This is a genomic window from Streptomyces torulosus (genome assembly GCF_001419765.1).
GTDB classification, from domain to species: Bacteria; Actinomycetota; Actinomycetes; order Streptomycetales; family Streptomycetaceae; genus Streptomyces; species Streptomyces torulosus.
On sequence record NZ_LIRK01000467.1, the window covers coordinates 1 to 24,723 of the forward strand.

At 72.6% G+C, this 24,723-nt stretch carries 20 protein-coding genes and 1 pseudogene; 11 read left to right on the forward strand and 10 right to left on the reverse strand.

From position 1 onward, the window contains the following. Positions 1 to 466 (forward strand): annotated as a pseudogene (locus tag AOK23_RS29550) (thioesterase domain-containing protein); the annotation flags it as partial. Positions 467 to 686: 220 nt separating this feature from the next. Here the strand turns inward: AOK23_RS29550 and AOK23_RS29555 are convergent. The 3 genes from AOK23_RS29555 to AOK23_RS29565 form a co-directional block, all read right to left on the reverse strand. After that, positions 687 to 1,067, reverse strand: coding sequence for a YrdB family protein (locus AOK23_RS29555; protein ID WP_055523113.1), 381 nt, complete (start codon positions 1,065 to 1,067; stop codon positions 687 to 689). Further along, positions 1,064 to 1,591 carry an SRPBCC family protein gene (locus AOK23_RS29560; protein WP_055715653.1) on the reverse strand — a complete coding sequence of 176 codons (528 nt, stop codon included), beginning with the start codon at positions 1,589 to 1,591 and terminating at the stop codon, positions 1,064 to 1,066. Before AOK23_RS29560 ends, AOK23_RS29555 begins: the two co-directional genes overlap by 4 nt. Positions 1,592 to 1,730: 139 nt before the next feature. Continuing rightward, positions 1,731 to 3,242 (reverse strand): MFS transporter, encoded by a 1,512-nt coding sequence (locus tag AOK23_RS29565; RefSeq protein WP_240496616.1) that lies wholly within the window; start codon positions 3,240 to 3,242, stop codon positions 1,731 to 1,733. A gap of 265 nt (positions 3,243 to 3,507) precedes the next feature. Here AOK23_RS29565 and AOK23_RS29570 point away from each other — a divergent pair, with 265 nt between their 5' ends. The 5 genes from AOK23_RS29570 (at position 3,508) to AOK23_RS29585 (ending at position 9,308) form a co-directional block, all read left to right on the forward strand. Beyond that, entirely contained in the window at positions 3,508 to 4,566 is a 1,059-nt protein-coding gene (locus AOK23_RS29570; protein WP_055715655.1) for a ketoacyl-ACP synthase III family protein, read from the forward strand. Then, the gene (locus tag AOK23_RS29575; protein ID WP_055715656.1) at positions 4,563 to 6,146 is read left to right on the forward strand and encodes a class I adenylate-forming enzyme family protein; all 1,584 of its coding nucleotides are present in this window, start codon (positions 4,563 to 4,565) and stop codon (positions 6,144 to 6,146) included. The genes AOK23_RS29570 and AOK23_RS29575 overlap by 4 nt, the downstream gene beginning before the upstream one ends. Beyond that, positions 6,136 to 7,761, forward strand: a complete 1,626-nt coding sequence (locus AOK23_RS29580; RefSeq protein ID WP_055715657.1) for a phosphopantetheine-binding protein — start codon at positions 6,136 to 6,138, stop codon at positions 7,759 to 7,761. The genes AOK23_RS29575 and AOK23_RS29580 overlap by 11 nt, the downstream gene beginning before the upstream one ends. Then, positions 7,754 to 7,948 carry a hypothetical protein gene (locus AOK23_RS48115; RefSeq protein WP_157878191.1) on the forward strand — a complete coding sequence of 65 codons (195 nt, stop codon included), beginning with the start codon at positions 7,754 to 7,756 and terminating at the stop codon, positions 7,946 to 7,948. Before AOK23_RS29580 ends, AOK23_RS48115 begins: the two co-directional genes overlap by 8 nt. A gap of 109 nt (positions 7,949 to 8,057) precedes the next feature. Continuing rightward, positions 8,058 to 9,308, forward strand: coding sequence for an MFS transporter (locus tag AOK23_RS29585; RefSeq protein WP_055715658.1), 1,251 nt, complete (start codon positions 8,058 to 8,060; stop codon positions 9,306 to 9,308). A 245-nt stretch (positions 9,309 to 9,553) separates the two neighbouring features. On the opposite strand, the gene AOK23_RS29590 is transcribed toward AOK23_RS29585, so the two are convergent. Together AOK23_RS29590 and AOK23_RS29595 are read right to left on the reverse strand one after the other, a co-directional pair. Beyond that, a complete protein-coding gene (locus tag AOK23_RS29590; RefSeq protein ID WP_055715659.1) occupies positions 9,554 to 10,801 on the reverse strand; it encodes a cytochrome P450 in 1,248 nt (415 codons plus the stop codon). Between the two features lie 82 nt (positions 10,802 to 10,883). After that, complete coding sequence (locus AOK23_RS29595; protein WP_240496617.1) at positions 10,884 to 12,227, reverse strand: FAD-dependent oxidoreductase; 1,344 nt, start codon at positions 12,225 to 12,227, stop codon at positions 10,884 to 10,886. A 524-nt stretch (positions 12,228 to 12,751) separates the two neighbouring features. On the opposite strand from AOK23_RS29595, the gene AOK23_RS29600 reads away from it, so the two are divergent. Beyond that, positions 12,752 to 14,947, forward strand: a complete 2,196-nt coding sequence (locus AOK23_RS29600; RefSeq protein WP_055715661.1) for an MMPL family transporter — start codon at positions 12,752 to 12,754, stop codon at positions 14,945 to 14,947. Positions 14,948 to 15,069: 122 nt separating this feature from the next. Then, the gene (locus AOK23_RS29605) at positions 15,070 to 15,630 is read left to right on the forward strand and encodes a TetR/AcrR family transcriptional regulator (RefSeq protein WP_055715662.1); all 561 of its coding nucleotides are present in this window, start codon (positions 15,070 to 15,072) and stop codon (positions 15,628 to 15,630) included. Positions 15,631 to 16,050: 420 nt separating this feature from the next. Here the strand turns inward: AOK23_RS29605 and AOK23_RS29610 are convergent, their stop codons facing one another. Further along, positions 16,051 to 16,980 (reverse strand): LysR family transcriptional regulator, encoded by a 930-nt coding sequence (locus AOK23_RS29610; RefSeq protein WP_055715663.1) that lies wholly within the window; start codon positions 16,978 to 16,980, stop codon positions 16,051 to 16,053. Positions 16,981 to 17,050: 70 nt separating this feature from the next. Here AOK23_RS29610 and AOK23_RS29615 point away from each other — a divergent pair, with 70 nt between their 5' ends. Next, positions 17,051 to 18,085, forward strand: a complete 1,035-nt coding sequence (locus AOK23_RS29615) for a cyclase family protein (RefSeq protein WP_055715664.1) — start codon at positions 17,051 to 17,053, stop codon at positions 18,083 to 18,085. A gap of 44 nt (positions 18,086 to 18,129) precedes the next feature. Next, positions 18,130 to 18,582, forward strand: a complete 453-nt coding sequence (locus AOK23_RS29620) for a GNAT family N-acetyltransferase (RefSeq protein ID WP_240496618.1) — start codon at positions 18,130 to 18,132, stop codon at positions 18,580 to 18,582. Positions 18,583 to 18,613: 31 nt separating this feature from the next. Here the strand turns inward: AOK23_RS29620 and kstD are convergent, their stop codons facing one another. The 3 genes from kstD to AOK23_RS48120 form a co-directional block, all read right to left on the reverse strand. Further along, complete coding sequence (gene kstD / locus AOK23_RS29625; protein ID WP_079049778.1) at positions 18,614 to 20,422, reverse strand: 3-oxosteroid 1-dehydrogenase; 1,809 nt, start codon at positions 20,420 to 20,422, stop codon at positions 18,614 to 18,616. Positions 20,423 to 21,160: 738 nt separating this feature from the next. Beyond that, complete coding sequence (locus AOK23_RS29630; protein WP_055715665.1) at positions 21,161 to 21,949, reverse strand: AAC(3) family N-acetyltransferase; 789 nt, start codon at positions 21,947 to 21,949, stop codon at positions 21,161 to 21,163. A gap of 340 nt (positions 21,950 to 22,289) precedes the next feature. Then, entirely contained in the window at positions 22,290 to 22,625 is a 336-nt protein-coding gene (locus AOK23_RS48120; RefSeq protein ID WP_157878192.1) for a hypothetical protein, read from the reverse strand. A gap of 318 nt (positions 22,626 to 22,943) precedes the next feature. Between AOK23_RS48120 and AOK23_RS29640 the strand changes: the two genes are divergently transcribed. Next, positions 22,944 to 23,858: a DUF4231 domain-containing protein gene (locus AOK23_RS29640; RefSeq protein WP_055715667.1), complete on the forward strand. Its 915-nt coding sequence runs from the start codon at positions 22,944 to 22,946 to the stop codon at positions 23,856 to 23,858. Positions 23,859 to 23,946: 88 nt separating this feature from the next. Here the strand turns inward: AOK23_RS29640 and AOK23_RS29645 are convergent, their stop codons facing one another. Beyond that, positions 23,947 to 24,438 carry a hypothetical protein gene (locus tag AOK23_RS29645; RefSeq protein WP_055715668.1) on the reverse strand — a complete coding sequence of 164 codons (492 nt, stop codon included), beginning with the start codon at positions 24,436 to 24,438 and terminating at the stop codon, positions 23,947 to 23,949. Between the last annotated feature and the right edge of the window lie 285 nt (positions 24,439 to 24,723).

The following is a 24,723-nucleotide window of genomic DNA, read 5'->3' on the forward strand; positions in this document are numbered from 1 at the left end:
CCTCGGAGCCCACCGCGCCCCCCACCTGCCGGCCCCGCCCATCACCCACGGCTACGTGGCGGACGACGATGAACTCATGCGCGGGCTGGCCGCGCTGGGAGGTCTGCCCCGCGTGCTGCTGGACCGGCCCGAGTGGCTGGCGGCGCTGCTGCCCGTCGTCAGGGGCGATCTGATGCTCTGTGAGGGCGCCGGGAGCGTGGACCGTACCCCGCTGCCGATTCCGCTGCACACCTTCGCCGGGGCCGACGACCGCCTGGTGACGGTCCCGGAGGTACGGGAGTGGTCCCTCTACTCCACCGACCACTGCGAGAACGTCGTCGTGCCGGGCGGCCACTTCTACATCAGGGAACAGGAGAGCGCCTTCCTCGACCGGCTCTCCGAGGTGCTGCGACGGTACGAGATCGCCCACCGCACAGGCGTGGGCGGCCGCGACTTCGCGGAAACCTCTCAGGCGGTCGGTGTCTGACGCACCGCGAACGCGACTGGCGGGCCGTCCACTCCGGGACCGGAGCGGACGGCCCGCCGACGTGGGAAGAGAGGCCGGGCACCGGTCGGGCCGAACCGCTCCGACGCGCACTCCGTCACGCGCGGGTGCGCAAAGGGGGCGGCGGGGGCGGCAAACCCGCCGCCCCCGCCGCCCCGGACCGCCGCGCCCGCGCCCGAGGGCGACGGGCCCGGTGAATCGGTCAGTGCCGCAGCAGCCACCAGATCCTGTCGTACGCACAGACGTGGTAGACCACCAGCACGATCAGGTAGTACTTGGCCACCTGCAGGGCGCCGATGTGCCGCAGCGCGGCCCAGGCCCCGCCGAGCACGGCGAGTTCCAGCAGCAGCCGTAGCGGGCCAGGAGTGTCGAAGGTGGTCTCACCCGACCGGGCCTCGTCGCCGGCGGTGGCGAAGTTGCCCCACAGCATCGCCATCGCCACGGGGACGGCGATCGCGGCGACGAAACGCAGCGGCCCCGGGACCGTGCGCCAGCCCCACACGGCGTAGCAGCCCAGCGCGAACACCTCCAGCAGGAACCGCAGAGCGAGGAAGAGCGGGTTGTAGGCCAGTGCGATGGTCATCGAGTCGATCCCGTCTTCTCTGCCTGGGACTTGAGGGCGGCGGTCCAGTCGGCCAGGACGGCCTGGAGTTTGTCGCTGCTGTAGAGGAGGCCCGCCAGCGGACCGCCGATCGACTCCTCGGACCGCACGCGGGTGGCGCCGCGCGCCGGCTCCAGCAGGAAGCGATGCACTCCGCGGGTCCCGGCGAGCGTGCCGGTCCAGGACAGTTCGGATCCCGGCCGGACCACGGCCAGCGTGGACTTGACGCGCATTCCGTTCAGCACCCAGCGGAACGGAACGTCCGGCGCGAGGTCGCCGTCGAGGTGCGCCTGCCGGACCCCCGGTACCCAGGAGGGCCATCGAGCGATGTCGGCCAGCAGTTCCCACACCTCCGACGACGGGGCTCGGACAGTGACTTCGCAGGACGCGAGAACGGGCGCACCGGCGTCGACGGTCCCGTGCTTGGCGTACTGCTCGTGCAAGGTCCGCAGTGACGGGCCGACATACAGGGCTCTGCCCAGGAACGAGCGTTGCTGAACGGTCATCTGGTGAATCTCCTCATGCTGTTCGTGGTGTCGGCGCCACGCGAACGGGGCACGGGACGACCAGGTCTCCAGCGTCGCCCCCACCGCTGGAGAATCGCTGAAGCGGCGTCCGTCACGGTCGTACGGGTAGGGCACGCGCTCAGGCTCCGGGGTGGGCGGAGCCCTGGTGAGCAGGGGTCGGTCCGGCCTCGCGGGGGCCGGTGACCGAAGGCGCGACAGCCGCCTCGGCACCCGCCCGTCCCGGCAGCAGCAGCGCGGCGACCACCGCACCGCAGGCCACGGCCGCCGCCGCGACACCGAGCCCCGCCGCCGCCGCGTCGTCGAAGGCCTGGCGGGCGGTGGCGGCCAGGACGTGCCCGGCCTCACCCCCGGCCCGCTCGGCTGCTCGCAGGGTCTCGCCCACGCTCCCCGGCGCACCCGCCACGGCATCGGCGTAACGGCCGGCGAGCACACTGCCCACCACGGCCACCCCCAGGGCGGTGCCCAGCTCCTGCATGGTCATGTCCAGGGAGGCGGTGGACCCCGAACGCTCCGGGGGCACCAGGGACATCACCACATGGGTGGTGGGTGCCATGGACAGTCCGAAGCCCACTCCGATGAGCACCAGACCCACGAACACCGGCGGGTACCCCTCGCCCCACTGCCCCAGCACCAGCACACCGCACGCGGCGGCCGACAGGCCCACGGCCACACAGCCCCGCGCCCCGGCCCGCCGGTCCAGCACCGGACACAACAGCGTGCCCAGCGCCACCGCGAGGGCCACCGGCATCACGGCCAGGCCCGAGCGCAGCGGGGTGTACCCCAGCACGAACTGAAGCCGCTGGGTGAGCACGAACAGGGTGCCGGCCAGCCCCAGCATGAGGAGCAGGATGCTCGCGCTCGCCCCGATGAACGCGGGTCGGCGCAGCAGGTCCGTGTCGAGCATCGGATGCGGGTGCCGCCGCTCCCACATGACGAACACGGTGCCCGCCGCCGCGGCCACGGCCAGTCCGCCGACCACGGGCAGCGAGGTGAGCGCGTGCCCCGAGGTCTGGATGACGCCGAACACCAGCCCCGCCATGGCCGCGGTGCCGAGCAGCGCACCGACCGGGTCGGGTGGCCGCGGCGCCCGGTCGGCGGACTCGCGCAGCAGCAGCGCCCCGCCGACCAGGACCACCACCACCGGTACCAGGTTGACCAGGAAGATCGACCCCCACCAGAAATGCCCGACCAGGGCACCGCCGACCACCGGGCCGGCCGCGACCCCCAGGGCGGAGACCCCGCTCCACACCCCGATCGCCCGGGCACGCTCGGTCTCCGGGAAGACGTCGACGATGATGGCGAGCGTGCCGGGCATGATGAAGGCGGCACCCAGGCCCATCACCACCCGTGCCGCCATCAGCTGGCCGGGGCCGTCCGCGCCGAGCGCGATCAGGGAGCCGGCCCCGAAGACCGCCGCGCCGCCGAGCGTGGCCCGCTTGCGGCCGAACCGGTCGGCCACCGCTCCCGCGGTCAGCAGGACGCCGGCGAAGGCCAGGGCGTAGCTGTCGACGATCCACTGGGCCTGCCCGATGTCCGCGCCCAGATCGCGCATCAGCACCGGTATCGCCACATTGAGCAGCCCGTTGTTCAGCACGATGGCGAACAACGCCAGGGACAGTATCCCGAGCATCCACCACCGCCTGGGGTCTGCGCCGTCCCCATCGGTCCTGTGCATGTGCTGGCTCCTCTCGGCGGCCTGGACGCGGCGTTCCGAACGTCACGCGCCCCGAGCCTGGGCGGGGTCACTGAAGCCGCACTTGAGCCCGTACGCGCGGTGCCCCGGCGGTCTCCTTCTTTAGCCGGGCCAAAGCCGTCACCCACACGCTCCTCCCGAGGGCTCATCTCCTGACACGACACGACGGATCGAGAGATCAGCCACCGATGATGGGAGGACCATGCGCTGGGAAAGCGTTTACGTGGCGGCCACGGGATCCTGGCTCCCGGAGCCGTATCCGACACGTGCGGCCGTGGAAGCGGGCAAGTACGACCCCGAACAGTTCGAGGCCGACGCCCTGCTGTCCATCCGGGTGGCCGACGAGGAGGTCGCACCGCCCGACATGGCCGTCCAGGCGGCCACCACGGCACTCAAGCGGTCCGGGCTGGACCCCGAGACCGTGAGCCTGCTGCTGCACAGCTACGTCTGGTTCCAAGGGCAGACCCTGTGGCCGGTGGCCTCGTACGTCGCGGACAAGGCGCTCGGCAGGGGCGTCCCCGCGTTCGAACTCAAGCAGGAGTGCAACGCCGGGACGGGCGCCATGGAGTTGGCCGCCCGCCATCTGGCCACCACGCCCGGTGCCGCCGCCGCGATGCTCACCACCGCGGACCGCTTCGGCGAACCGCTGATCGACCGCTGGCGCGACGAGGCCGGAATCGTCTACGGCGACGGCGGCACGGCGCTGCTGCTCTCCAACCAGGGCGGATTCGCCAAGCTGCTGTCGACCGCCACCCGGGCCGACAACTCGCTGGAGGTGGTCACCCGCGGCCCCGGGTTCACCCCGCTGCCCGACGAGAAGCCGCTCGGGCTCGCCGAGCGGCTCGGTCACTACCTCCAGCACCACGGCAACCTGCGCGAGGCCACCCAGCGTCTGGTGGGCGTGGCGGTGGCCGCCGTCGACGCGGCGCTGGCCGACGCCGGCAAGCAGCGCGAGGACATCACCTGGGCCGTGATCCCGGCGAGCGGCCGCAGCAAGATGGAATGGCAGGCCGGCACCGTCCTGGGGTTGGCGGAGGACCGCACCAGCTGGGAGTTCGCCCGGCGCAGTGGACACCTGGGCGCGGGCGACCAGTTCGCGGGGCTCAACGACCTCGCCGAGCGCGGGCTGCTGCGGGTCGGCGACACGGTCCTGCTGATCGGCGCCGGTTCGGGCTTCACGTCCACCTGCGCCGTGCTGGAGATCACCGAGGAACCGTCCTGGCAGACGCCCGCCGCGCACGACGAGGAGGCGCGGTCGTGACCAGCACACTGACGTCCTTTCCGGCCTCGGCCCTGATCGACGACGCCGTCGGGACCGAGACCGCCCCCCGGGTCGACAACGCCGCCGAGGTGTTCCTGACGGCCGCCGCCGCCCGGTGCCCCGACGCCCCCGCCGTGCGGGACCGCTACGGCATGTGGACCTACGCCGAACTCGACGCCGCCGCCGACTCCTTCGCCCGGATCCTGGACGCCCACGGCGTCAAGCCCGGCGACCGGGTGCTGGCCCGTGTCGGCAGCAGCCGCGAGTTCACCGCCCTGCTGTACGGGACCTGGCGACACGGTGCCGTCCTGGTGCCCATCAACCCGGGCATGAAGGCCTTCCACCTCCAGTCGGTGATCGCCGACTCCGAACCCTCGCTGATCGTCGTCGAGGACGCCGAGCGCGACGGTGCCGACGGCCTGAGCTGGCCGTCCGGGGTGCCGGTCGCCGTCGTCTCCGAGCTGGACCTGTCCGGTCCGGCCGACCCGGCCGCCCGTACCCAGACCGAGGTGCCCGCCGACCGGCTCGCCCTGCTCATCTACACCTCGGGCAGCACCGCGGCGCCCAAGGGCGTGGCCTGCCCGCACGGGCCCGTGGCGTTCGCCGCCCGCGCCATCGCGGCACGGCTGAACTACCGCCCCGACGACATCGTGCTCACCGCCGTCCCGCTCTCCTTCGACTACGGCCTCTACCAGGTCTTCCTCAGCGCGCTGGCCGGTGCCGAACTGCTGCTGTCGGGCCCCGCCGACCACGCCCGGCTGCTCGGTTTCGCCCGGGACCACGGGGCGACCGTCGTGCCCCTCGTGCCGTCCTTGGGCGAACTGCTCGTCAAACTCGCCTCCCGCGACCAGCGGCCCACCCGGATCCGCCTGTTCACCAACACCGGGGCCGCCCTCAACGCCCCGCTCATCGCCGCGCTTCGGGAGACGTTCCCCGGCGCGTCGGTGGTGCCCATGTACGGCACCACCGAGTGCAAGCGGATCACCATCCTCGAACCCGACGGCGATCTGGCCCGCCCCGGTTCGGTGGGGCCCGCGCTGCCCGGCACCGAGGTGCTCGTCGTCGACGACGACGGACGGCCGGTCCCGACGGGGGAGACCGGCGAGATAGTGGTGCGCGGGCCGCACCTGATGGCCGGCTACTGGCGTTCCCCCGAGCAGACCGCCCTGCGGTTCCGGCCGGGCGCGGACGGCGGCCCGGTCACCCTGCACACGGGTGACTACGGCCGGCTCGACGAGGACGGGCACGTCTACTTCCAGGGCCGCCGGGACGACCTGTTCAAGCGGCGCGGCTCGCGCATGAGTTCCGTCGAGATCGAGGCCGCCGTGCTCGACATCGACGGCGTGCGGGAAGCGGCGCTGCTCGTGCCGGAGGACGACCGCGACATGGTCCTCTTCGTCGTCGGCGAGAGTCCCGACGTGGACGGGGAGCAGGTGCTGGCCCGGCTGGGGGACCGCCTCGAAGCCGCCAAGGTGCCGGACGTCTGCCATGTGCTGGACGCCCTTCCGCTCACCCCCAACGGCAAGACCGACCGCAAGGAGCTGCGCCGGCGGCTCATGGAGGGCACCGATGGCCACTGACCACGACCACGCCGGGCATCCCGGCGCCGACCTGACGGTCCGTCGGCTCGTCGAGCAGTACGGCAGCCCCCTCTACGTCTACGACCTGGCCCGGGTGCGCGCCGCCCTGGAGGACCTGCGGGCGGCCCTGCCCCAGCCGTGCCGCGTCTACTACTCGCTGAAGGCCAACTCGCACCCCGATCTCGTCGCCGAGCTGCGCCGGGGCGGAGCCCGCGCCGAGGTGACCTCACGCGGGGAACTGGCTGCGGCCCTCGAGGCGGGCCACCCGGCGGCGGAACTGATGTACTCCGGTCCCGGCAAGGTCCCGGCCGAGCTCGACGAGGCGATCGCGGCGGGGATGCGCACCTTCTCCGCCGAGTCCTTCGGCGACCTGGAGCGGATCGGCGCCGCCGCCGACGCCCGGGGCGTCACCGCGGACTGCGTCCTGCGCATCAACGCGGCCGGGGCACCGGGCCAGGCCGGGCTGCGGATGACCGGCGGCCCCTCCCAGTTCGGCTTCGACCTCGACGACCTGGCCGAGCACGGGGCGAGGCTCCTGGTGAAGGGCGTCCGGATCATCGGGATGCACTTCTTCCCGCTCACCAACTCCCGCGACGAGGACGGTCTCATCGCCGAACTGGCCCAGAGTGTGCGCACCGCCGCCCAGCTCCGGGAGGAACTCGGCATCCCCCTGCATCTGCTGGACCTCGGCGGAGGCTTCGCCGCCCCGTACGCGAACCCCGGCGAGCGGCCCGTGTACGGGAGGCTGCGCACGGCCCTGACCGCCGTTCTCGACGAGCACCTGCCGGGCTGGCGGGACGGCGAACCGGTGATCGCCTTCGAGTCCGGCCGCTATCTGGTGGGCGACAGCGGCCGACTGGTGACCACCGTCACCGACGTGAAGAACAGCCGCGGCAACACCTACGCGGTGCTCGACGCCGGCATCAACCACCTGGGCGGCCTGTCGGGCCTGGGCCGTCTGCTGCCCCTGTCCGCCCAGCCGCTGTCGGGCTCCGGCCCGGCGGCGGACGAGGCCGGTGACCGGGAACCCGCCATGGTCACCCTCGCCGGTCCGCTGTGCACCCCCGCGGACATCCTCGCCCGCGCGGTCGACCTGCCGGGGCTGCGCCCGGGCGACCTGCTGGCCTTCCCCAACGTGGGCGCCTACGGACTGTCCGCGAGCCTGCTCGGTTTCCTCGGCCACCCGGCGCCCGCCGAGCTCGTCGTGGACGGCACCGAGACCGTCTCCGCCGGCCGCCTGACCCTGCGGCGCCACACCGTCTCCCCTCTCACCGCTTCCCGTACGGAGGACACCACCGCCATGACAGAGACGACCACGGGGACGACGCCCGTCGGCACGGCGGACGAACCGGCCGCGCCCTGGGACCCGACGTACGAGGCGCTCCTCAAGGAGGCCCTGCCCCGGCTCGCCGCCCAGGGCGAACTGAAGCCCGACACCAGCCTCAAGGCGGCGGGCCTGGACTCGCTCGCGATGGTGGAGGTCCTGGTCCGGGTGGAGGAGACGTACGGCATCGCCGTCCCGGACTCGGAGCTGATGGCCGACACCTTCGCCACCCCCGCCTCGCTGTGGCGCGTGGTGTCCGCCCTGCGCGAGCAGGCCGCGGGCCGTGTCTGAGCCGGGTGCCGGCGAACGGCTGCGGTCCCTGCTGGGCCGCACCGGGCTGAGCGAGTGGCTGGCCGCCGTCTCCCGCGTGGAGGGCGGCACGGCCGACAGCCTGCTGCGTCACCGCCATGTGACACACACCCCCTCGACAGGGGCCCGACGGTGTCCGGAGCCCGCGGGCTCCGGACACCGGGCCTGACCGCCGCCGGAACCGCATCGGTTCCGGCGGCGGTCGTCCGCCCCCTTCCGACCGCATACCCCGCACACCAGGGCGCGGGCCCGCGCCCGTGAACCCAAGGTGAAAGCAGATGACTACAACTCACGAGCGTCCGGCGGACGCGACGGCCGAGAGAGGTGCCGGGACGACGAGTCGGCGGGTCGTCGTCCTCGCCTTCCTGACCATCTTCCTCGACGGATTCGACACCGCATCGCTCGGCTTCGTCGTCCCGACGCTGGCGCGGGAGTGGAATCTGGACGAATCCGCGTTCACACCGGCGCTCGTCGCCACGAACCTCGGTGTGGTGATCGGTTACCTGTGCTCCTCTCGAGCCGCCGCGCGCTTCGGGCGCAAACCCCTGATCGTCACCGGGACCCTGGTCTTCGCGGCGGGGTCGGCACTGACCGTGCCCGTGGACTCGGTGACGACGCTCGGCGTGGCGCGCCTGGTGACCGCGCTCGGTCTCGGCGCCGTGCTGCCCGCGTGTGTCTCCCTCACCGCGGACAACGTGCCCCCCGCACGGCGGGAGTCCGCCAGCGTCGCGGTCGTCCTGGCGATCGCCGTCGGCGCCGTCGCCGGAGGCCTCGTCAGCACGCCCCTGATCACCGCGTTCGGATGGACTTCCGTGTTCTGGGCCGGTGCCCTGCTGCCGGCGCTGATGGTGCCCCTGCTGATACGGGGCCTGCCCGGCACCCCCGCCTCCCCCGTACGACGCGCGGAGGCGGCGGACCCGTCCGTACGCCGGCTGTTCGAGAAGGGCACCGCCGTGCAGACGGTACTGCTGTGGTGCTTCGCCCTCCTGATGTACACGACGAACTACGGCCTCCTCACCTGGCTGCCGACCCTGCTCGCCCGGGGATACGGCTTCACTCCCGAGCAGGCACCGGTGGGCACGTCGATGATCGCCGTGGGCGGTGTGCTCGGCGGACTGGTGATGGTTCCCCTGTGCGCACGGCTCGGTACGCCGCGCGCCCTGACCGTGATGGCGCTGGCGGCCGTCGTGTTCCTCGTCGCGACGGCATGGGCGGACACCGGCCGCGCGGCGCTGCTGGTGATGCTGGCCGCGGCCGGCGCCGGCATCGTCGCGGGCGTGCTCGGCCAGACGGCCCTCGCGGTGACCCTGTACCCCACCGCGACCCGTACGACCGGTGTCGCCTACGCCGCCGCGCTCGGCCGCACCGGCTCCATCATCGGCCCGGCCGTCGGCGGAGGGCTCCTCGCACTGGACGTCCCGGGCCGCGAGATCCTGCTGCTGTCCGCGGTGCCGCCCGCGCTGGGAGCGCTGGTCGCCTTCGTCTTCGTCGTACGGGCGCGCTCCACAGCGGTACACGACCGGTCCTGACGCGCTCTGCCCGGCAGCCTCCGGCTCGCCGCACGTGGGCCCCGGCCTGAACAGGCCGGGGCCCACGTGCGGCTGCGTCCGGACGGCCGGCCCGGTCGGCCACTCGCTCGACCAGCGGCCCGTCCGCCTCATGGCGGGTACGCCGTGTGTACGCCGCCCACACGAACGCCCCGGGCGGGGCCGGAGGACCGGCCCCGCCCGGGGGAGTCGCGTACCGCGTGGAGAAGGCGTCGTACGAGGCCTCGTCACCAGGTGACGGGCAACGCGGTGATGCCGTGGACGAGCATCCCGGACGGCCGGGGCAGCTCCTCCGCCGGCACGGCCAGCTGGAGTGTCGGGAAGCGCTTGATGAGCGTGCCGATCGCTATCTGGAGCTCCAGACGGGCGAGGCCGGAGCCGATGCAGTAGTGCGGGCCGTGGCTGAAGGCGAAGTGCGGGTTCGTCGGCCGGTGGAAGTCCAGCCCGTCCGGGTCGCTGAACTGGCCGGCGTCCCGGTTGGCCGAGGCCAGGCCCGGCAGCACGGCGCTGCCCGCCGGAATCAGCACACCGCCGAGCTCGACGTCCTCCGTGGCGATCCGGAGCAGAGCCTCGTCGCCGGGCGGGTAGGCGCGCAGCATCTCCTCCATGGCGTTGCCGATCAGCTCCGGCTCGGCGCGCAGGGCGGCCAGGTGCTCGGGGTGGGTGAGCAGCGCGACCACGCTGTTCGCGATCTGGTTGACCGTCGTCTCGTGGCCGGCCACCAGCAGGCTGATCCCCAGGAAGATGAGCTCCTCGTGGCTGAGCCGGTCACCGTCCTCGTCGTGGATCTGGACCAGTGCCGAGAGCAGGTCCTCACCGGGGTTCTCCCGCTTGGCCTCGACGAGTTCGGAGAGGTACGTGAACAGCCCGATCTGGGCCTCCAGCATCTCGTCCTTGGTCCGCGAGGTGGTAGCCAGGAAGGCGCTCGCCCAGGCGGCGAACTTCTCCCGGTCGTCGAAGGGCACCCCGAGCAGCTCGCAGATCACGATCACCGGAAGCGGGAAGGCCAGGGCCGGGATGAGGTCCAGCGGGCCCTCCTGCTCGGCCATCGCGTCCAGCAGGGCGTCCGTGTGCTCCTGGATCCGCGGGCGCAGAGCGGCGACCCGACGGGCGGTGAACTCCCTGGAGACCAGCTTGCGCACGCGGGTGTGCTCGGGCGGGTCCATGTTGAGCAGGCTCTTGAACTTCTGCGGGGCGGCTGCCAGTCGGGGGGCGCCGTCCTCCAGCGTGGCGGCCCGGCTGAACCGCTGGTCCGACAGGACGGTGCGGACCTCGTCGTACGTGGTGACCAGGAAGGCATGGTCGCCGCTGGGCATCCTCACCTTGGACACGGGGCACGTCTCCCGCAGCTCCTTGTACACCGGGCAGGCCTGCATCGCGGACGGCCGCTCGAAGGGGTAGGGACGTACGTCCTCGTCGTCGTGGGCGGAGTGCGCGGCAGCGGTGTCGGGTGCCGTCTCGGGCTGTGCGGTCATGGTCGTGAGTCCTCTTCGTAGCGCGTCGGAGTCGGGCGGTGGGGTAAGGCGCGGGTTGAGGCGCGGTGCAAGGTCGGCGGGGTCAGACGTCGGACGGCTCGGCGCCGAGGTGGGCGGTGGGCGCGGAGGACGCGGTGGGCGCGGTGGGCGCGGAGGGCGCCACCCGCACCACGGTGCGGCCGGTGCGGTGCGCTTCCTGGAGCGGGTAGTAGATGCCCGCGACGATCCGCCGCTTCAGGGCGTCGTTGGAGCTCACCAGCCGGTAGGCGAGCTTGCGCAGCGCCACCGGCACGGTGCCGGAGAGCGCGAACGCGCGTTCCTGGCGCAGCTGCAGGTCACGGGAGCGGGCCACGGCCTGCTCCCGCTCGTGCTGGAAACGCTCGGTGGCCCTCAGCAGCGCCGACCGGTGGTCGCCCGAGCCCCGCAGGACGGGAGCCACCAGGGGGGCGAGCATCACGGCGTCGGTGATGGCGTGGTTCACGCCCTGCCCGAGCACCGGTGTCAGCGTGTGCGCCGCGTCGCCGATCAGCACCAGGCCGGGCATGGACCAGCGGTTCACGACCGTGGTGAAGATGTCCAGCATGGAGGTGTCGGACCAGCTGGTGACGGACTCCCGTACCTCCTGGGAGATCTCGGGGGCGAGCTCGTCGATCCGCTCGTACAGTGCCGGCAGGCCCTGCCCCCGCATCTCCCGCAGGCCGCCCTTGGGGATGTTGAAGCCGACCCGTACCAGGTCGGGCACGGTGGGGATGAACAGGCCGTGCCGGTTCCCCAGGATCCGCACCCGGTAGGTGTGCGGATCCCAGACTTCGGGGACCGGCACCTTGAACCAGACGAAGTCCCGCTCCAGCGGGATCTTCTCGTACGGCAGGCCCGCCATCTGACGCACCTTGCTGAACCGGCCGTCCGCGCCCACCGTCAGCGCGGCCCGCACCTCGACATCCCCCTCGGGGCCGCGGACCCGGACGCCGGTCACCGCCTCGCCGTCCCGCAGCAGTTCCACCGCGGTGCTCCGCCGCAGCAGGGTGAACCCCGGAAGCGAGGCACCCTCCTCGGCCAGCGCCGACAGCAGCGGCGGCTGCGGAAGCTCCATCGGGTAGCGGCACGGCTGGTCGAACGCGGAGAAGTCGGCGTCCAGCACCACCTGGCCGCCGTCCATGATCTGCATCCGGCGGGTTTCCAGCGTCTGGTCCCGGACCTTGTCCAGGATCCCCAGACGCTCCAGCAGCCACACCGAGTCGGGTGAGATCGACTCACCGCGGAAAGAGCGGTCGAAGTGGCCGCTCTGTTCCACGACGATGACCTCCACCGAGCGGCGGGCCAGTTCGAGGCCGAGTGTCATCCCCGCCGGTCCGCCGCCGATGATGCACACCTGGGTGTGCACCGCCGCGTTCCCGGCCGGCCTGGCCCTGTCAGATCCCGTCACGGGCTGTCCCTCCTGCACGTCGGCCCCTCGTCGGGGAGAAGTCGGCCTCACGGCCCAGGGAGAAGCCCTGACGGCGTCACGCGCCGTCGGCTGCCTCCCCGACGGCTCCGCCCGGGGCACCCCCGGGCGGAGCCGCACCGCGCCGTGGCGCAGGTCGGCCGGACACGGGGCGGTCCCGGCCGAGGCTCGTCGTACGCGGCGCCGCCATGCTTCGGGCGCCTCCTAAAGCCGGTCTTGCGTCCCCCTCCGCCGCGCGGGCCCGACAGGGCTGCCGCACCTGGCCCACGAGGCCCTCGCTCGGGCTTCAGCGCACGTGACCCCGAGGCCGTCGCTCGGGCTTCAGCGGGAATACAGCGCCGTGCCGGATGCTGGCCTTCGCGCGTGCCGGGTCGGCGGGAGTGTTCCGGCCCATGCGGACACCGCGCCCGCCCGCGTGCCCCCCACCAGCCCCTCCCGGGCAGCCAGCGCATCCTCCACGGTCCTGCGGATCACGGCCCGCAGGCAGGAGGAAGAAGGAAGGAATCATGTTCTCCGCTCTGGGCTCGGCCCTTCACCGCCGAAGGATCGCCGTACTCCTCCTGTCCCTCCTGGTCACCGCCCTGGCCACGGTCTACGGCGGCACCGTGGCGGAGAAGCTCTCCAACGGCCTGTCCGACTACGACGATCCGGGCGGCGGCAACGTCGCGGCCCGCGAGATCATCGAACGGGCCACCGGCATCGACCCCCAGCAGGGCCATCTGCTGCTGGTCCGCACCGACGAGCGGCTCGACAAGGACACCGCCCCGCCGAAGGCCGTCACGGCCGCCGCGGAGCTCCTGCGGTCCCGCTCCGAGGTCGAGCAGGTGGTCGACTACACCTCCCCGGACGGCGCCGCGCTCATCTCCCGCGACGGACGCAGCACCGTGGTCGTCGGCGCCACCGGCTCCATGACGGACCAGGAGAGCGCCCGAGCCGTGGAGGGCCTCCAGAAGGCCATCGACGACGATCCCACCCTGCGCGGCCGCACCTGGCTGGGCGGCGCCACACCCGGCCACGTCCAGGTGGCCGAGGTCTCCGACACCGACCTGACGCAGGCCGAACTCCTCGCCACCCCGGTGATCCTGGTGGTGCTCTTCCTGGTCTTCCGCGGGCTGGTCGCCGCGCTGCTCCCCCTGCTGGGCGGCATCGTCTCCCTGCTGCTCACCATGGCGGGCCTGCGCGTCGCCACCGAGTTCATGAACGTCTCCACCGGCGCGATGAGCCTCGCCTTCGCCCTCGGTCTCGGCCTGTCCATCGACTTCGGACTGCTGCTCGTCTCCCGCTACCGCGAGGAACTCGCCGAGCGCGGACCGGGCGCCGAGGCCGTCCTGCGGACCGTCGCCACCGCCGGCCGCACCGTGCTGTTCAGCGCCCTCACCGTGGCCGCGGCCCTCGCCGCGCTGATCGCGTTCCCGCAGCCCTATCTGCGGTCCATGGGACTGGCCGGCGTCATCACCGTGGTGTCCGCGGCCCTGTTCGCCCTCCTCGGACTGCCCCCGCTGCTCGCCCTGCTGGGCAAGCGGGTCAACTCCCTCGCCCCGCGCCGCTGGCAGCGCACGGCCGGTGCCGCCCGCGCCACCGAGGGACGCTGGTACCGCGTCGCGCAGGCCGTGATGCGCCGCCCCGCGGTGTTCGCGCTCGCCGCCACGGCCGCGCTGCTGCTGATCGCCTCGCCGCTGCTGGGCGTGCGCTTCACCGGAGTGGACCCCACCCTCCTGCCCGAGGAGACCAGCGCGGGCCGGGTGGCCGCCGTGCTCGACGAGGACTACGACGCGAGGGCCACCTCGCCCCTGCAGATCGTGCTGGAGACCGACGGCGCCCCGGACACCTCCCGGCTCGCCGACTACACCGAGCGGATCGGCGCCGTTCCCGGCGTCAAGTCGGTGGGGACCCCCGTCGAACTCGACAACCGGTACTGGGAGATCGACGCCGTCCTCGCCGAGGACCCCCTGACCGACTCGTCCAAGGACGCCGTCGAGGCCGTGCAGGACCTGGCCGCCCCGTACCCCGCCCTGTACACCGGCCGGACCGCCGACTTCCTGGCGCAGCGTCAGAGCATCGGCGACAGCCTGCCCCTGGCCGGCGGCATCCTGGTCGTCGTCACCCTGCTGCTCCTCTTCGCCTTCTCCGGCTCGGTGGTGCTGCCGCTGAAGGCCCTCGTGATGAACCTGCTGTCCACCGGCGCCGCGTTCGGTTTCCTGGTGTGGGTGTTCCAGGACGGCAACCTCGGCTTCGCCCCGCAGACCGGGCTGGAGGCCACCACGCCCGTCCTGGTCTTCGCGCTCGCGTTCGGCCTGTCCACGGACTACAACGTCTTCCTGCTGAGCCGCATCAAGGAGGCCAGGGCCCAGGGCCTGGACAACCGCGAGGCGGTCGCCCAGGGCCTGTCCCGCACCGGCGGGATCGTCACCTCGGCCGCGGTCCTGTTCTGCATCCCGGTGGGCGCGCTCGCGATGTCCCGGCTGGTGTTCATCCAGGAGCTGGGCCTCGGCGCGGCGTTCGCCGTCCTCATCGACGCGACGGTGGTACGCGCCTTCCTCGTCCCCTCCCTGATGGCCCTCCTCGGCGCGGCCAACTGGTGGGCCCCGTCCCCCCTGCGCGCACTGCACCGAGCCCTGCGCCTCGACCGGATGGAACACGCCGCGGAGGACACCCCCGCGTCCACCCCGGCCCCCGACAAGACGGCCGCACCCGTCGGCTGACGTCCCGGCCGCCCCTCGGCCGCCCCTCGGCCGGTCCCGGGTCGGCCGGGGCCGGCCGGGATGGTCACCACCACTGCCACCACTGCCACCACCGCCCCGACACGACGAAAGGCCGTCCGCCCATGCCGAAGGTCACCCAGGCCCACCGGGACGCCCGCCGGCGGCAGATCCTGGACGCCGCCCGCACCGTGTTCGCGGAGAAGGGATTCGCCCAGTCCTCCACCGGTGACATCGTGGCGCGCTCCGGACTGTCCGCCGGTGCGCTCTACCACTACTTCCCGAGCAAGGACCACCTGATCCAGGCCGTGTGCGAGGACGCGATCCACACGGCCCTGGACGACGTCACCTCGTCGAGCCTGCCCGAGTCGCCGGAACGCGTCCACGGCACCGGTGACGGGCGGGAACACGCGCGGCTGATGGCGCAGATCTGGGGCGAGGCGGCCGTCTCGCCCCGGCTGGCCGAACGGGTCCGCCACCACCTGGCGACGGCACACGCCAAGGCCACCGACCTCATCCGCGTGGAACGCACCGTCCGCGGCGTCCCCGCCGACCCGGACGCCACCGGAACGGCCCACGTCCTCCTGGCCCTCCTCACCGGCTACACCCTGCGCCTGGCCATGGGCGACGAGGAGAGCCCCGACGCGTTCGTCCGGGCGATAGACACGATCATCAAGACCCCCTGACCACCGACCACGCTGCACTGCCCCCACGGCCCCCGCGCCGCCGCCCCGCGTACGGGCGGGTCGGCCGGGGGCCGTGGGGTGAGCTGCCGGTCGTGGGGTCAGCCGGGGGCCGTGGGGCGCGCGGCGGTTGCGCGGGCCGCCGGTGCCCGCGTACGGGCGGTCAGCCGACGGACGTGGGGGCCGGGCCCGCGGTCGAGCGGGCCCGCCCGCGGGCGCGGATGGAGCCGGTAGCCGTGGGGTGAGCCGAAGGTTGTAGGGGCCAGCCGGCGGCTATGGAGGTCAGCCGGCGGCCGTGGGCGCCGGGGCCGACCGGGGGCCGTGGGGGCCGGTGGTCGTGAGGTGCCCCGCCGTTCGTGGGCGTCGACCCGCGTCCGTGTCGGTCGACCCGCGTCCGTGTCGGTCAACCCGTGGCCGTGTCGGTCAACCCGTCGTCGTGGGGGTCAGTCCCAGGTCCACCGCGGCCTTACGCAGGGCGTCCGTCACCGCTGCGATCAGGGGCTCGGGGCCTGTGCGGGAGGCTCGGTGGACCGCGGCGATGCGGCGGTGGCCCGCCACGGGTGCCGATGGAAGGGCGATGGTCTCGGCCGGGGCGCCGGCGAGGGCCAGCGTCGGGACGACGGCGGCGCCGAGCCCCGCCCGGACCAGGGCGAGGACGGTCGGGAACTCCCGGCCGACATGGGCGCGTCGCGCGGTGAAGCCGTACTCCGCGGAGATGCGCTCCAGGGCGCGCCCGCACGCGGTGTCGGACGGTGCCGCGACCCAGGGGCGCTCGGCGAGGTCACGCACCGAGCGGGGCGGCGGCGACCAGTCCGCCGGAGTGATCACCCGGTACGCGTCGTCCGCGACGGGCGTGGACGCCAGGTCGCGCCACTGCTCGTCGGGGTCGGGGTCCGCGCCGTCGTACTCGACGACCAGCACGTCCAGGCCACCGGTGCGCAACTCCCGCAGGGCGTCGGGGCCCTCCGCCTCGATGACGCGCGGCTCCAGGCCCGGATGGGTGCGGCCGAGGGCGGCGAGGGCCGGGACCAGGAGGTGGCACACCGCCGAGGAGAACGCGGCGACCGCCACCGGGCCGGTCGCCCGGCCGGTGAGTTCGGCGAGTTCGCGGCGCGCCTCGGCCAGCTCATGCTCGATGCGTTCGGCGCGTGCCGCCAGCAGCCGCCCCGCCGGGGTCAGTCCGGCCCGGCGGCGCGAGCGGTCCACCAGCGGACGGCCGACCTCCCGCTCCAGCTGCGCGAGATGCTGCGAGACGGCCGACGGCGTCAGATGCAGCACCTTCGCGGCGTCCACCACACCGCCGCGCAGTGCCACGGCGCGCAGGACGCGCAGGCGGCGGGGGTCGAGTTCCATAAGCGGCACTGTAGCTCCGCTTCAGTAATCCTTGCTTGTGGTGAAGTGCGACTGCATGGAGGATCGGCCCATGAGCGAGAACGACGAGCAGTGGCGGGTCCGGTTCGACGCCGAGGTGACCTTCGGCAACGGCGGTGGACTGCAGACGCAGGGCTTCATGCTGGACGTGCCCGGGCCGGAGATCGGTGACGGGGAGCTGGCTGAGCTGTTCGTCCGGCATCTCGGGCTGCTCATGGTCGACAAGGTGCACGTCAGCGGCCGGGAGGCGGTGCGGGAGCCGCACAAGGGGTCGCGCGGCACGAGCGGCGAGGGCCGCAGGACCGCGGACGGCACGGAGAGCGGAGCACGCGAGGCGGGCACCGTACCCGTGGCGGACGGTGAGCGGAGACGGGAAGGCCGCCGGATCGTCGACCTCAGCCACACCATCCGGCACGGGATGACCACGTACCCCGGACTGCCCGGCCCCGAGATCGGCGAGCACCTCACACGGGACGCGTCCCGCGACCACTACGCGCCCGGCACCGAGTTCGCCATCGGCCGCATCGCGATGGTCTCCAACACGGGCACCTACCTGGACAGCCCCTTCCACCGCTTCAGCGGCGGACACGACCTGGCGGGGCTGCCGATCGGCACGTTCGCCGACCTCGACGGCCTCGTCGTCCGCGTGCACGACGCCGGACTCCGGGCCGTGGACCGGGCGGCGCTGCTGCCGTACGACGTCACGGGGCGGGCCGTACTGATCCACACCGGGTGGGACCGGCACTGGGGCACCGAGCGGTACGGCCACGGCCACCCCTACCTGACGGCGGACGCCGTGGCCTGGCTGGTGGACCAGGGGGCGGCCCTGGTCGGTATCGACTCCCTCAACATCGACGACACCGACGACGGCACCCGCCCCGCCCACACCGGGCTCCTCGCCGCCGGCATCCCCGTCGTGGAGCACCTGCGCGGCCTGGATCAACTCCCGCCGCAGGGCTTCCGCTTCCACGCCGCGCCACCGGCCGTCGAGGGAATGGGCACGTTCCCCGTAAGGGCGTACGCACTCCTGGACGCCACGGGCGACGACACCCAGGCCGAGGAGGGCGGCGCGGAGGACGGCCGCTGAAATAACGGGTGTGCGGGACGGGGCGGGATGTCTACGCTGAGCCGGTGACCGCCCTCGACATCCAGCACGTGGACGGTGCCGCAGGCGACGAGCAGCTCGAAGCCTGGCGGTACGTCCACAACACGATCATCCCCGCGCACGTCCTCTCCCTGGACGACGTCCGCGAGCGCGCCGCCCGTAACCATCTCGAACTGGCCTACGCCGACGGCGAGTTGATCGGAAACTCCACGGTCCGCCCGCCCGGCGGGGACGACGCCACGGCCATGGTCATCGCCCGCGTCCTCGCCGAGCACCGCGGCCGCGGACACGGCGGTCACCTGTACGAACGGGCGCTCCTGAAGGCACGCGAGCTGGGCGCCCGGGTCATCGAGACCTGCGTCCTGGAGTCCAACGAGACCGGCCTCCGCTTCGCCGAGAAACACGGCTTCGTGGAGATCGACCGCTACCAACTGGACGGCGACCCGACCTGGTGGATCGATCTGCGGCTGGCCGGGTAGCTCCGGCTGCGGAGCTGCCCGGCCGCCGGGCTCACAGGGCGCCCGCGATGTCCAGCGCCGCCACGTAACCGAAGGTCATCGCGGGCCCGATGGTCGAGCCCGCTCCCGCGTAACTGCGGCCCATCACCGCGGCGCTGGCGTTGCCCGCCGCGTACAGGCCGCGGATCACCGAGCCGTCCGGGCGCAGCACGCGGGCGCGGGCGTCGGTGAGGAGCCCGCCCTTGGTGCCGAGGTCGCCGGGGACGATGCGCAGGGCGTAGTACGGCGGCAGCCACAGTGGCGCCAGACAGGGGTTGGGCTGCACGGACGGGTCCGTGTAGTAGTGGTCGTAGGCGCTGTCGCCGCGCCCGAAGTCGGTGTCGTCCCCCTGCCGGGCCAGGGAGTTGAAGCGGTCGACGGTGGCGCGCAGCGCGCCCGCGGGGACGCCGATCGCCGAGGCGAGCGCGTCCAGCGACCACGCCTTGTGGACGGCCCCGGCGTCGTACCACTCGGCGGGGAACGGGAACGTCGGCACGATGTCCTTGAACAGGTACCGGTTGCGGTAGTTCTGGTCGACGATCAGCCAGGCCGGGATGTGCCGGGCGGCCGGGGTGTCGCGCTCGTACATCGTGTGGACGACATCGCTGTACGGCCCGGCCTCGTTGACGAACCGGGCACCCGCCGCGTTCACCAACAGACCACCGGGGAGCGTGCGTTCGGCGAGGCAGAACCACGGCTGCCCCGGTGTGGCGATGGCCGGCCCCCACCAGGCGTCGTCCATCAGCGCCACGTCGGCGCCCGCGCGCTGACCGGCGCGGATGCCGTCGCCGGTGTTCTCCTTGGCGCCCACGGACCAGTGGGCGACGGGCTGCTCCTGGTACTGCTCGCGCATGGCGGCGTTGTGCTCGAAGCCGCCGGAGCCGACGATGACGCCGCGCCGGGCGCGCAGCAGCCCCGGGGAGCCGTCGCGGGTGACGACGGCCCCGGTGACCGCCCCGTTCTCGATGTGCAGGTCGGTGAGCGGGGTGTCGAGCCACACCGGTACGCCGGCGGAGAGGAGCCCGGCGCGCAGTCCGCCCGCCAGGGCCTGGCCCATGGTGAGCGGCTTCTGCCCGAGCAGTGCGGCCTTGGTGCCCCGCGCGAGGCACTCGGTGGCGACGGCGACCCCCTTGGCGCTCACGGCGGTCAGGGCGAGCCACTTGTAGTCGGCGCTGAAGACGACCATGCCGGGTGGGGTGGCCAGATACGCCGGGTTCAGCCGGGCGAGTTCGGCGCCCAGCACGTTCCCGTCGAGCTGGTCGGGCTCGATGGAGCGGCCGTTCGGCAGACCGCCGGGCAGCTCCGGGTAGTAGTCGCTGTACCCCTCCATCCAGCGGAACCTGAGCGGGCTGTTCGCCATGACGAAGGAGAGCATGGCGGGGCCGTGGTCCAGGAACGCCTTCTGCCGGTCGGCCGGCACGTCGTCGCCGACCACGGCCGCGAGGTACTGGGCGGCCTTGGCCGGGGTGTCGGGCACACCGGCGGCCTTGATGACGCTGTTGTTGGGCAGCCAGATCCCCGCGCCGGAACGGGCCGCCGATCCCCCGAAGGTCGGTGCCTTCTCCACGACGACACAGCTCAGCCCCTTCTTGGCCGCCGTCAGCGCGGCGGTCATCCCGGCGGCACCGGAGCCGATGACGACGACGTCGTAGGTGCCGAGCAGGGGAGGGGCGGCAGCCGATTCCGCCGCGACGGCCGTACCACCGAGCCCCCCGGCCGCCACGGCGGCCCCGGCCCCGGCGGCGGCCCCGAGCACACGCCGCCGCGACGGAGCGGCGGCCGGAACGGTCGAACGTCTGTGGGGGTCCGCGCTCTTGGACATGCAGGTCGCTCCAGCCTGGTGAAGGGGTGGGTGGCCGTGCTGTTTGCCCGGCGCACACACGTCTGCCGTGTGTCCCGGGTGGGGTGCGGAGCCTCGAATCTGACGGGCGGGGATGGCGAAGTCAAGGCACGCGTCGGTCCTATCCACCTCCGGCTCCGTTGACGCGGTCGGGCCGATGGGCACTTGACGTAGGATCCGCAGTCGACGGCTTCTCTCTACCTAGTGTTGGGGCCCGGCGGTTCGTGAAGTGCGCATGGGCGGATGCGATGCACGGAGCATCCCCGCACCTCAAGCCCGCCCTTGAATCGGCGCCCCTCAGACCGCCAGTGGCTGCAGATCGCTGTAGACGCGGACATTCCTGGGAGGCGAGGTTCGAGAGGCCACTGCCCTCGCCCAACTGGTGCCTGTGACCAGTGAGTTCCTCGATCGTCCCCGCGCAGGTGCTTCGCCTCCTGGGTCCGGCCGAGCCTCCGCAGCGTCAAGGTGGATTTGGCGACGACGCCCAGCGCCTCCGGATGGTGCCAGCCCAGTACTTGCTGGCGTGCGGCCCGGTACCGGCTTCGCCCACACCTCCCCGTACCGGCCCTGTTCGGCGAAGATGCTGGCGTAGTTGGACTGGCAGAAGAGCGTGCAGGGCCTCAAGGAGTGCTCTGGCACCGTCCGTCTCCTCCATTCGGTGCAGGTCGACCAGGTTGCGCCATCGTTGTGACTGACCGGTCCCGGCGTCGGATGGCGCTTTCACGCTCTGCGATATCTGGACATCAGAGCGCTCGCCGTGTCGACCGCGTCGCGCATGTCGATAAGCACGGCCTGTCGTCCGGCCCATGCGCGCTCCTCGTAGAGGCCGCGTGGTAGCAGTCCGCCGATTTCGCCGAAGTCCCCGTCATGGAGATCGAGATCCTCGTACTCGATCCAATTGCCTTTCTCCTCCACCACACAGCGGTACGTCCTCCGAGGGGGACGAGGCGTCATCCGGTACTCGGCGAGATGGAAGGCGCTGCACACCTCGAACCCCACACGCAGCAGCAGTGTCTGCGCGTCGGCCTCGTACAGCCGTGCCATGGGGGAGTCTTCACCGAGGTGGCAGTAGGGATCGTGGCCGGAGAGCAATTCCAGGGCGCGTGGCCCGAGCGCGGCGAAGGAGGTCTGCGGGTGGGCGCTGCGGACCGCGCCGGGTGTGCTCCGTACACATTCGGCGAGGGCACCCATGGCTGGGCACGGGGTGGCGGACTGCTCGAACGGCAGCATTGAGGCCCGGTGTTCGGCCCTTTCGCGCTCCGTCATGCCCTCGACGCTCCGGCGGTACTCGCGAGACGTGTCGGAATTTTCCGGCGTGAACGCGGGGACGACGAGCGTGCCGTCCGGGCCCAGGACACGCAGCAGCGCGTCACGCACGGCGGTTGCGCCGAGTCCGGTGCCGCCCAGGGCGGAGTGCACCATGAGGATGGCGCCCGGGCGGACGCCCAGCTCGGTCAGAGTGCTCTGAAGCTGATGCAGAAGATTCCGCGAATGAGTGGCATCAGTCATGGAGGGCTCGCCATTCCTCGTTGAGTTTTCGGACCAAGTACCGTTCATTCTCGGTGAGTTCGCCAACAACAAGCGCAGTCAGGCTTTCGAGGGCGTGTCGGGCGCGTCGTAGTTCCTCGCCGACGGAGAATCGGTCCTTCCTTGAGGCCGCTCTGCCGACACACGCGCTCGACCTCTTCGAGGAGGCGCCCGGTACCGGTACCAGCCCTATGAAGGTCTGTCACCTGGCGCAGAGCAGCGAGCCTCGACGTCCGTGTCGGATCCGGCAGTTCGCTCACGAACGTCTCGGGTTCGAAGTTGACGGCCAGGCCCAGGGCGTCGGGCGTGGTCGCGTCGATTCTCAGCCCGGAGCCTGCCTGGAGGGGGTGACTGTGGTGGCCTCGGTGTCCGGCTCGTCCCAGCTGACGGTCTCCACGCCGGCCCGCACCGCGGTTGCGACGGCCGTCGACATGGGCCCGGGCGACCGCCTCTGTGTGTCCGAGGCGCCGAGCAGGGAGAGACGCAGATAGGGGTGGGAGAGGACCACGTCGAGCGCCGCGCCGCTCGTCTCACCGGTGTCCGACGTCGGCAGCAGCTTCCAGGCTGTGTCCCAGTCGGGCGGCCGGCGAGGTGCTGGTGCGGTGGCCGGTCCAACTGCGTCAGATCGGCTGTTGGGCTTCGTGCACGAAGGGATCATGTCTTTCCCGTCTCGATCAACGACGCCCGAACTCCTTTCCTAGTGCTGTGACCGGAAAGGTTCACCGGCTCGCGACGCCCGGCACGGCACCTCGCGGCGTTGTCGCATGACCCGAGTACATCCAGTACGCGGGTCATGCTCCGCCTTGCGAGGCACCGCACCGGACGCCGCGAGCTTTCCGGCAAACCTTTCCGGTCACAGCACTAGGGAGGCGCGCGCGGTAGGGGGCGGGTAGTCCGGGGGTGCTCTGGTGGAGTTCTCGAATTGACGAGAGCATGATCTGCCCGTTGTCTCCAGACATCTGTGCGAGGTCCTCCTATGGCTGCCACGCCCGGCCCGAGCACCACGGTGAGTGATCGTGATTTACCCCCGTTGTTCCATGCGTGCGATCAGCTCGCGCTGGTCCATCAGGGGGAGTCGTTCCGGATCGTGCGGACGCAGTTGTTCGCGCTGCTGCTCGCCACGGGGACCGCCTCGCTCGCGGAGCGGGTGGGGAGTCGGATACCGTCCGCCGTCGCGGCCGTGCTGTACGCCGCGACCATCGCCATCGGGATCCACGCCTCCCGGCGCCGGGCCCGGGTGCACTGGCAGGCGCATCGTGCCGCCGCCGAGGTGATCAAGTCGCTGGCCTGGCAGTACATGGTGCACGGCGGCCCCTTCCACTCACGGCACGTCAACCCCGAGGCTCTCTTCGCCGAACGGCTGGAGGAGCGGCTGAGCGAGCTGCGGAAGGTGGGGTGGGACGACCCGCGGGAGAGCTCCGCCGAGCTCGGGCTCGGGCAGATCACCCCCCGGATGCGGGCCGTGCGCGCCAAGCGGTTCGCCGCGCGGCGGGACATCTACCTCCGCGACCGGGTGCTGGAGCAACTGGCCTGGTACGGGGGCAAGGCCGGGCAGGCCCACCAGGCCTCCGTGCGCTGGTCCGGCGTCACGACCACGCTGACCGGGCTGGCCCTGATCACCGCCGTGCTGCGCGCCCTCGGGGCGATCGGCAGCCGCTGGGACCCGACCGGCGTGCTCAGTGCCGCCGCCGCGGCCGGTGTGGCCTGGCAGGAGGTCCGCCGGCACCGCCCCCTCACCTACGCCCACAAGCTCGTCGAACAGGACCTCGACACCCATCGCGTCGCCATGGGCACCACGGTCACCGAGGACGGCTGGGCCGACGCCGTCGCCGAGGCCGAGCGCCTGGTCTCCCCCCAGCACACGGACTGGCTCGTGCGGTTCGGGTCCTGAGCATGTGTGGGTCGGGTTCAGGGCTCGGGTGGTTCGAGGTCCTGGGCTCGGGTGGTTCGGGTCCTGTGAGGGCGCCTCTGTCGATGCGTCAGGCTCGGCGTACCCCGGGGCTCCACAGCACCGTCACCGGGACGCCCGTCCGCCGCGCGTACGCGACGATGTCGGCCGTGCCGCCCAGGCCGCGCGCCGGGGCGCCGTCCCAGACGGCGACCATACGGTCCGCGTGGTCGACGATGTAGCGGCCCGCCGCGTAGTACGCCTCGTCGTGCGTGCGTTCGTACGGCAGTTCCACGCGTTCCGCGCAGCATTTGAGGAGCCGGCGGTACTCCGCCCTTACTTCGTCGCCGCCCAGGTGGGTCTCGTAGTCCATGCCGGGGATCACGGCCGTCAGCGGGACACCGCAGTCCAGGGCGATCTCCGCGAACAACTGGTCGGCTCCGGCGGCGAGGCTGCTGAGGGCCCGGGCCGTCGGACGGTTCCGCAGTTCCGACCGGATGCCGGACCGTACGGCGGACAGGGCGGCCTCCGGGATCTGCCGGTGTCCGGTGATGCCGATCCGGGTGGTCACGGGCCCTGGCATCCGTGCGCTCACCTCCGTGGCCGCGGTCGTCCAACCCACCCTAGCGGCGCGGGACTTCAGCGAGAACGACGCGTACGGGTGTTCGGTGGGGCGTCGTGGGCTCACGGGGGCGACGAGCGGGTGACCGGTCCGCTGCCGACCGCCCCCGCGTGCCTCGAATGCTGCCGCTGCCGCTGCCGCTGCCGCTGCCGCTGCCGCTGCCGCTGGCCCCTGGCTCCTCGCTGTCCGCTGGTCGTCCGCCCGTCGGATGTCCGTCGCCCTCGGTCGCCGCTCGCCGCTCGCCGC

What these genes read in the sequence shown, in the direction of transcription:
- AOK23_RS29555 (WP_055523113.1), bottom strand. Translation starts at nt 1,067, where the DNA reads ATGACCATCGCACTGGCCTACAACCCGCTCTTCCTCGCTCTGCGGTTC.
- AOK23_RS29560 (WP_055715653.1), bottom strand. Translation starts at nt 1,591, where the DNA reads ATGACCGTTCAGCAACGCTCGTTCCTGGGCAGAGCCCTGTATGTCGGC.
- AOK23_RS29565 (WP_240496616.1), bottom strand. Translation starts at nt 3,242, where the DNA reads ATGCTCGGGATACTGTCCCTGGCGTTGTTCGCCATCGTGCTGAACAAC.
- AOK23_RS29570 (WP_055715655.1), top strand. Translation starts at nt 3,508, where the DNA reads ATGCGCTGGGAAAGCGTTTACGTGGCGGCCACGGGATCCTGGCTCCCG.
- AOK23_RS29580 (WP_055715657.1), top strand. Translation starts at nt 6,136, where the DNA reads ATGGCCACTGACCACGACCACGCCGGGCATCCCGGCGCCGACCTGACG.
- AOK23_RS29585 (WP_055715658.1), top strand. Translation starts at nt 8,058, where the DNA reads ATGACTACAACTCACGAGCGTCCGGCGGACGCGACGGCCGAGAGAGGT.
- AOK23_RS29590 (WP_055715659.1), bottom strand. Translation starts at nt 10,801, where the DNA reads ATGACCGCACAGCCCGAGACGGCACCCGACACCGCTGCCGCGCACTCC.
- AOK23_RS29600 (WP_055715661.1), top strand. Translation starts at nt 12,752, where the DNA reads ATGTTCTCCGCTCTGGGCTCGGCCCTTCACCGCCGAAGGATCGCCGTA.
- AOK23_RS29605 (WP_055715662.1), top strand. Translation starts at nt 15,070, where the DNA reads ATGCCGAAGGTCACCCAGGCCCACCGGGACGCCCGCCGGCGGCAGATC.
- AOK23_RS29610 (WP_055715663.1), bottom strand. Translation starts at nt 16,980, where the DNA reads ATGGAACTCGACCCCCGCCGCCTGCGCGTCCTGCGCGCCGTGGCACTG.
- AOK23_RS29615 (WP_055715664.1), top strand. Translation starts at nt 17,051, where the DNA reads ATGAGCGAGAACGACGAGCAGTGGCGGGTCCGGTTCGACGCCGAGGTG.
- kstD (WP_079049778.1), bottom strand. Translation starts at nt 20,422, where the DNA reads ATGTCCAAGAGCGCGGACCCCCACAGACGTTCGACCGTTCCGGCCGCC.
- AOK23_RS29630 (WP_055715665.1), bottom strand. Translation starts at nt 21,949, where the DNA reads ATGACTGATGCCACTCATTCGCGGAATCTTCTGCATCAGCTTCAGAGC.
- AOK23_RS48120 (WP_157878192.1), bottom strand. Translation starts at nt 22,625, where the DNA reads ATGATCCCTTCGTGCACGAAGCCCAACAGCCGATCTGACGCAGTTGGA.
- AOK23_RS29640 (WP_055715667.1), top strand. Translation starts at nt 22,944, where the DNA reads ATGGCTGCCACGCCCGGCCCGAGCACCACGGTGAGTGATCGTGATTTA.
- AOK23_RS29645 (WP_055715668.1), bottom strand. Translation starts at nt 24,438, where the DNA reads ATGCCAGGGCCCGTGACCACCCGGATCGGCATCACCGGACACCGGCAG.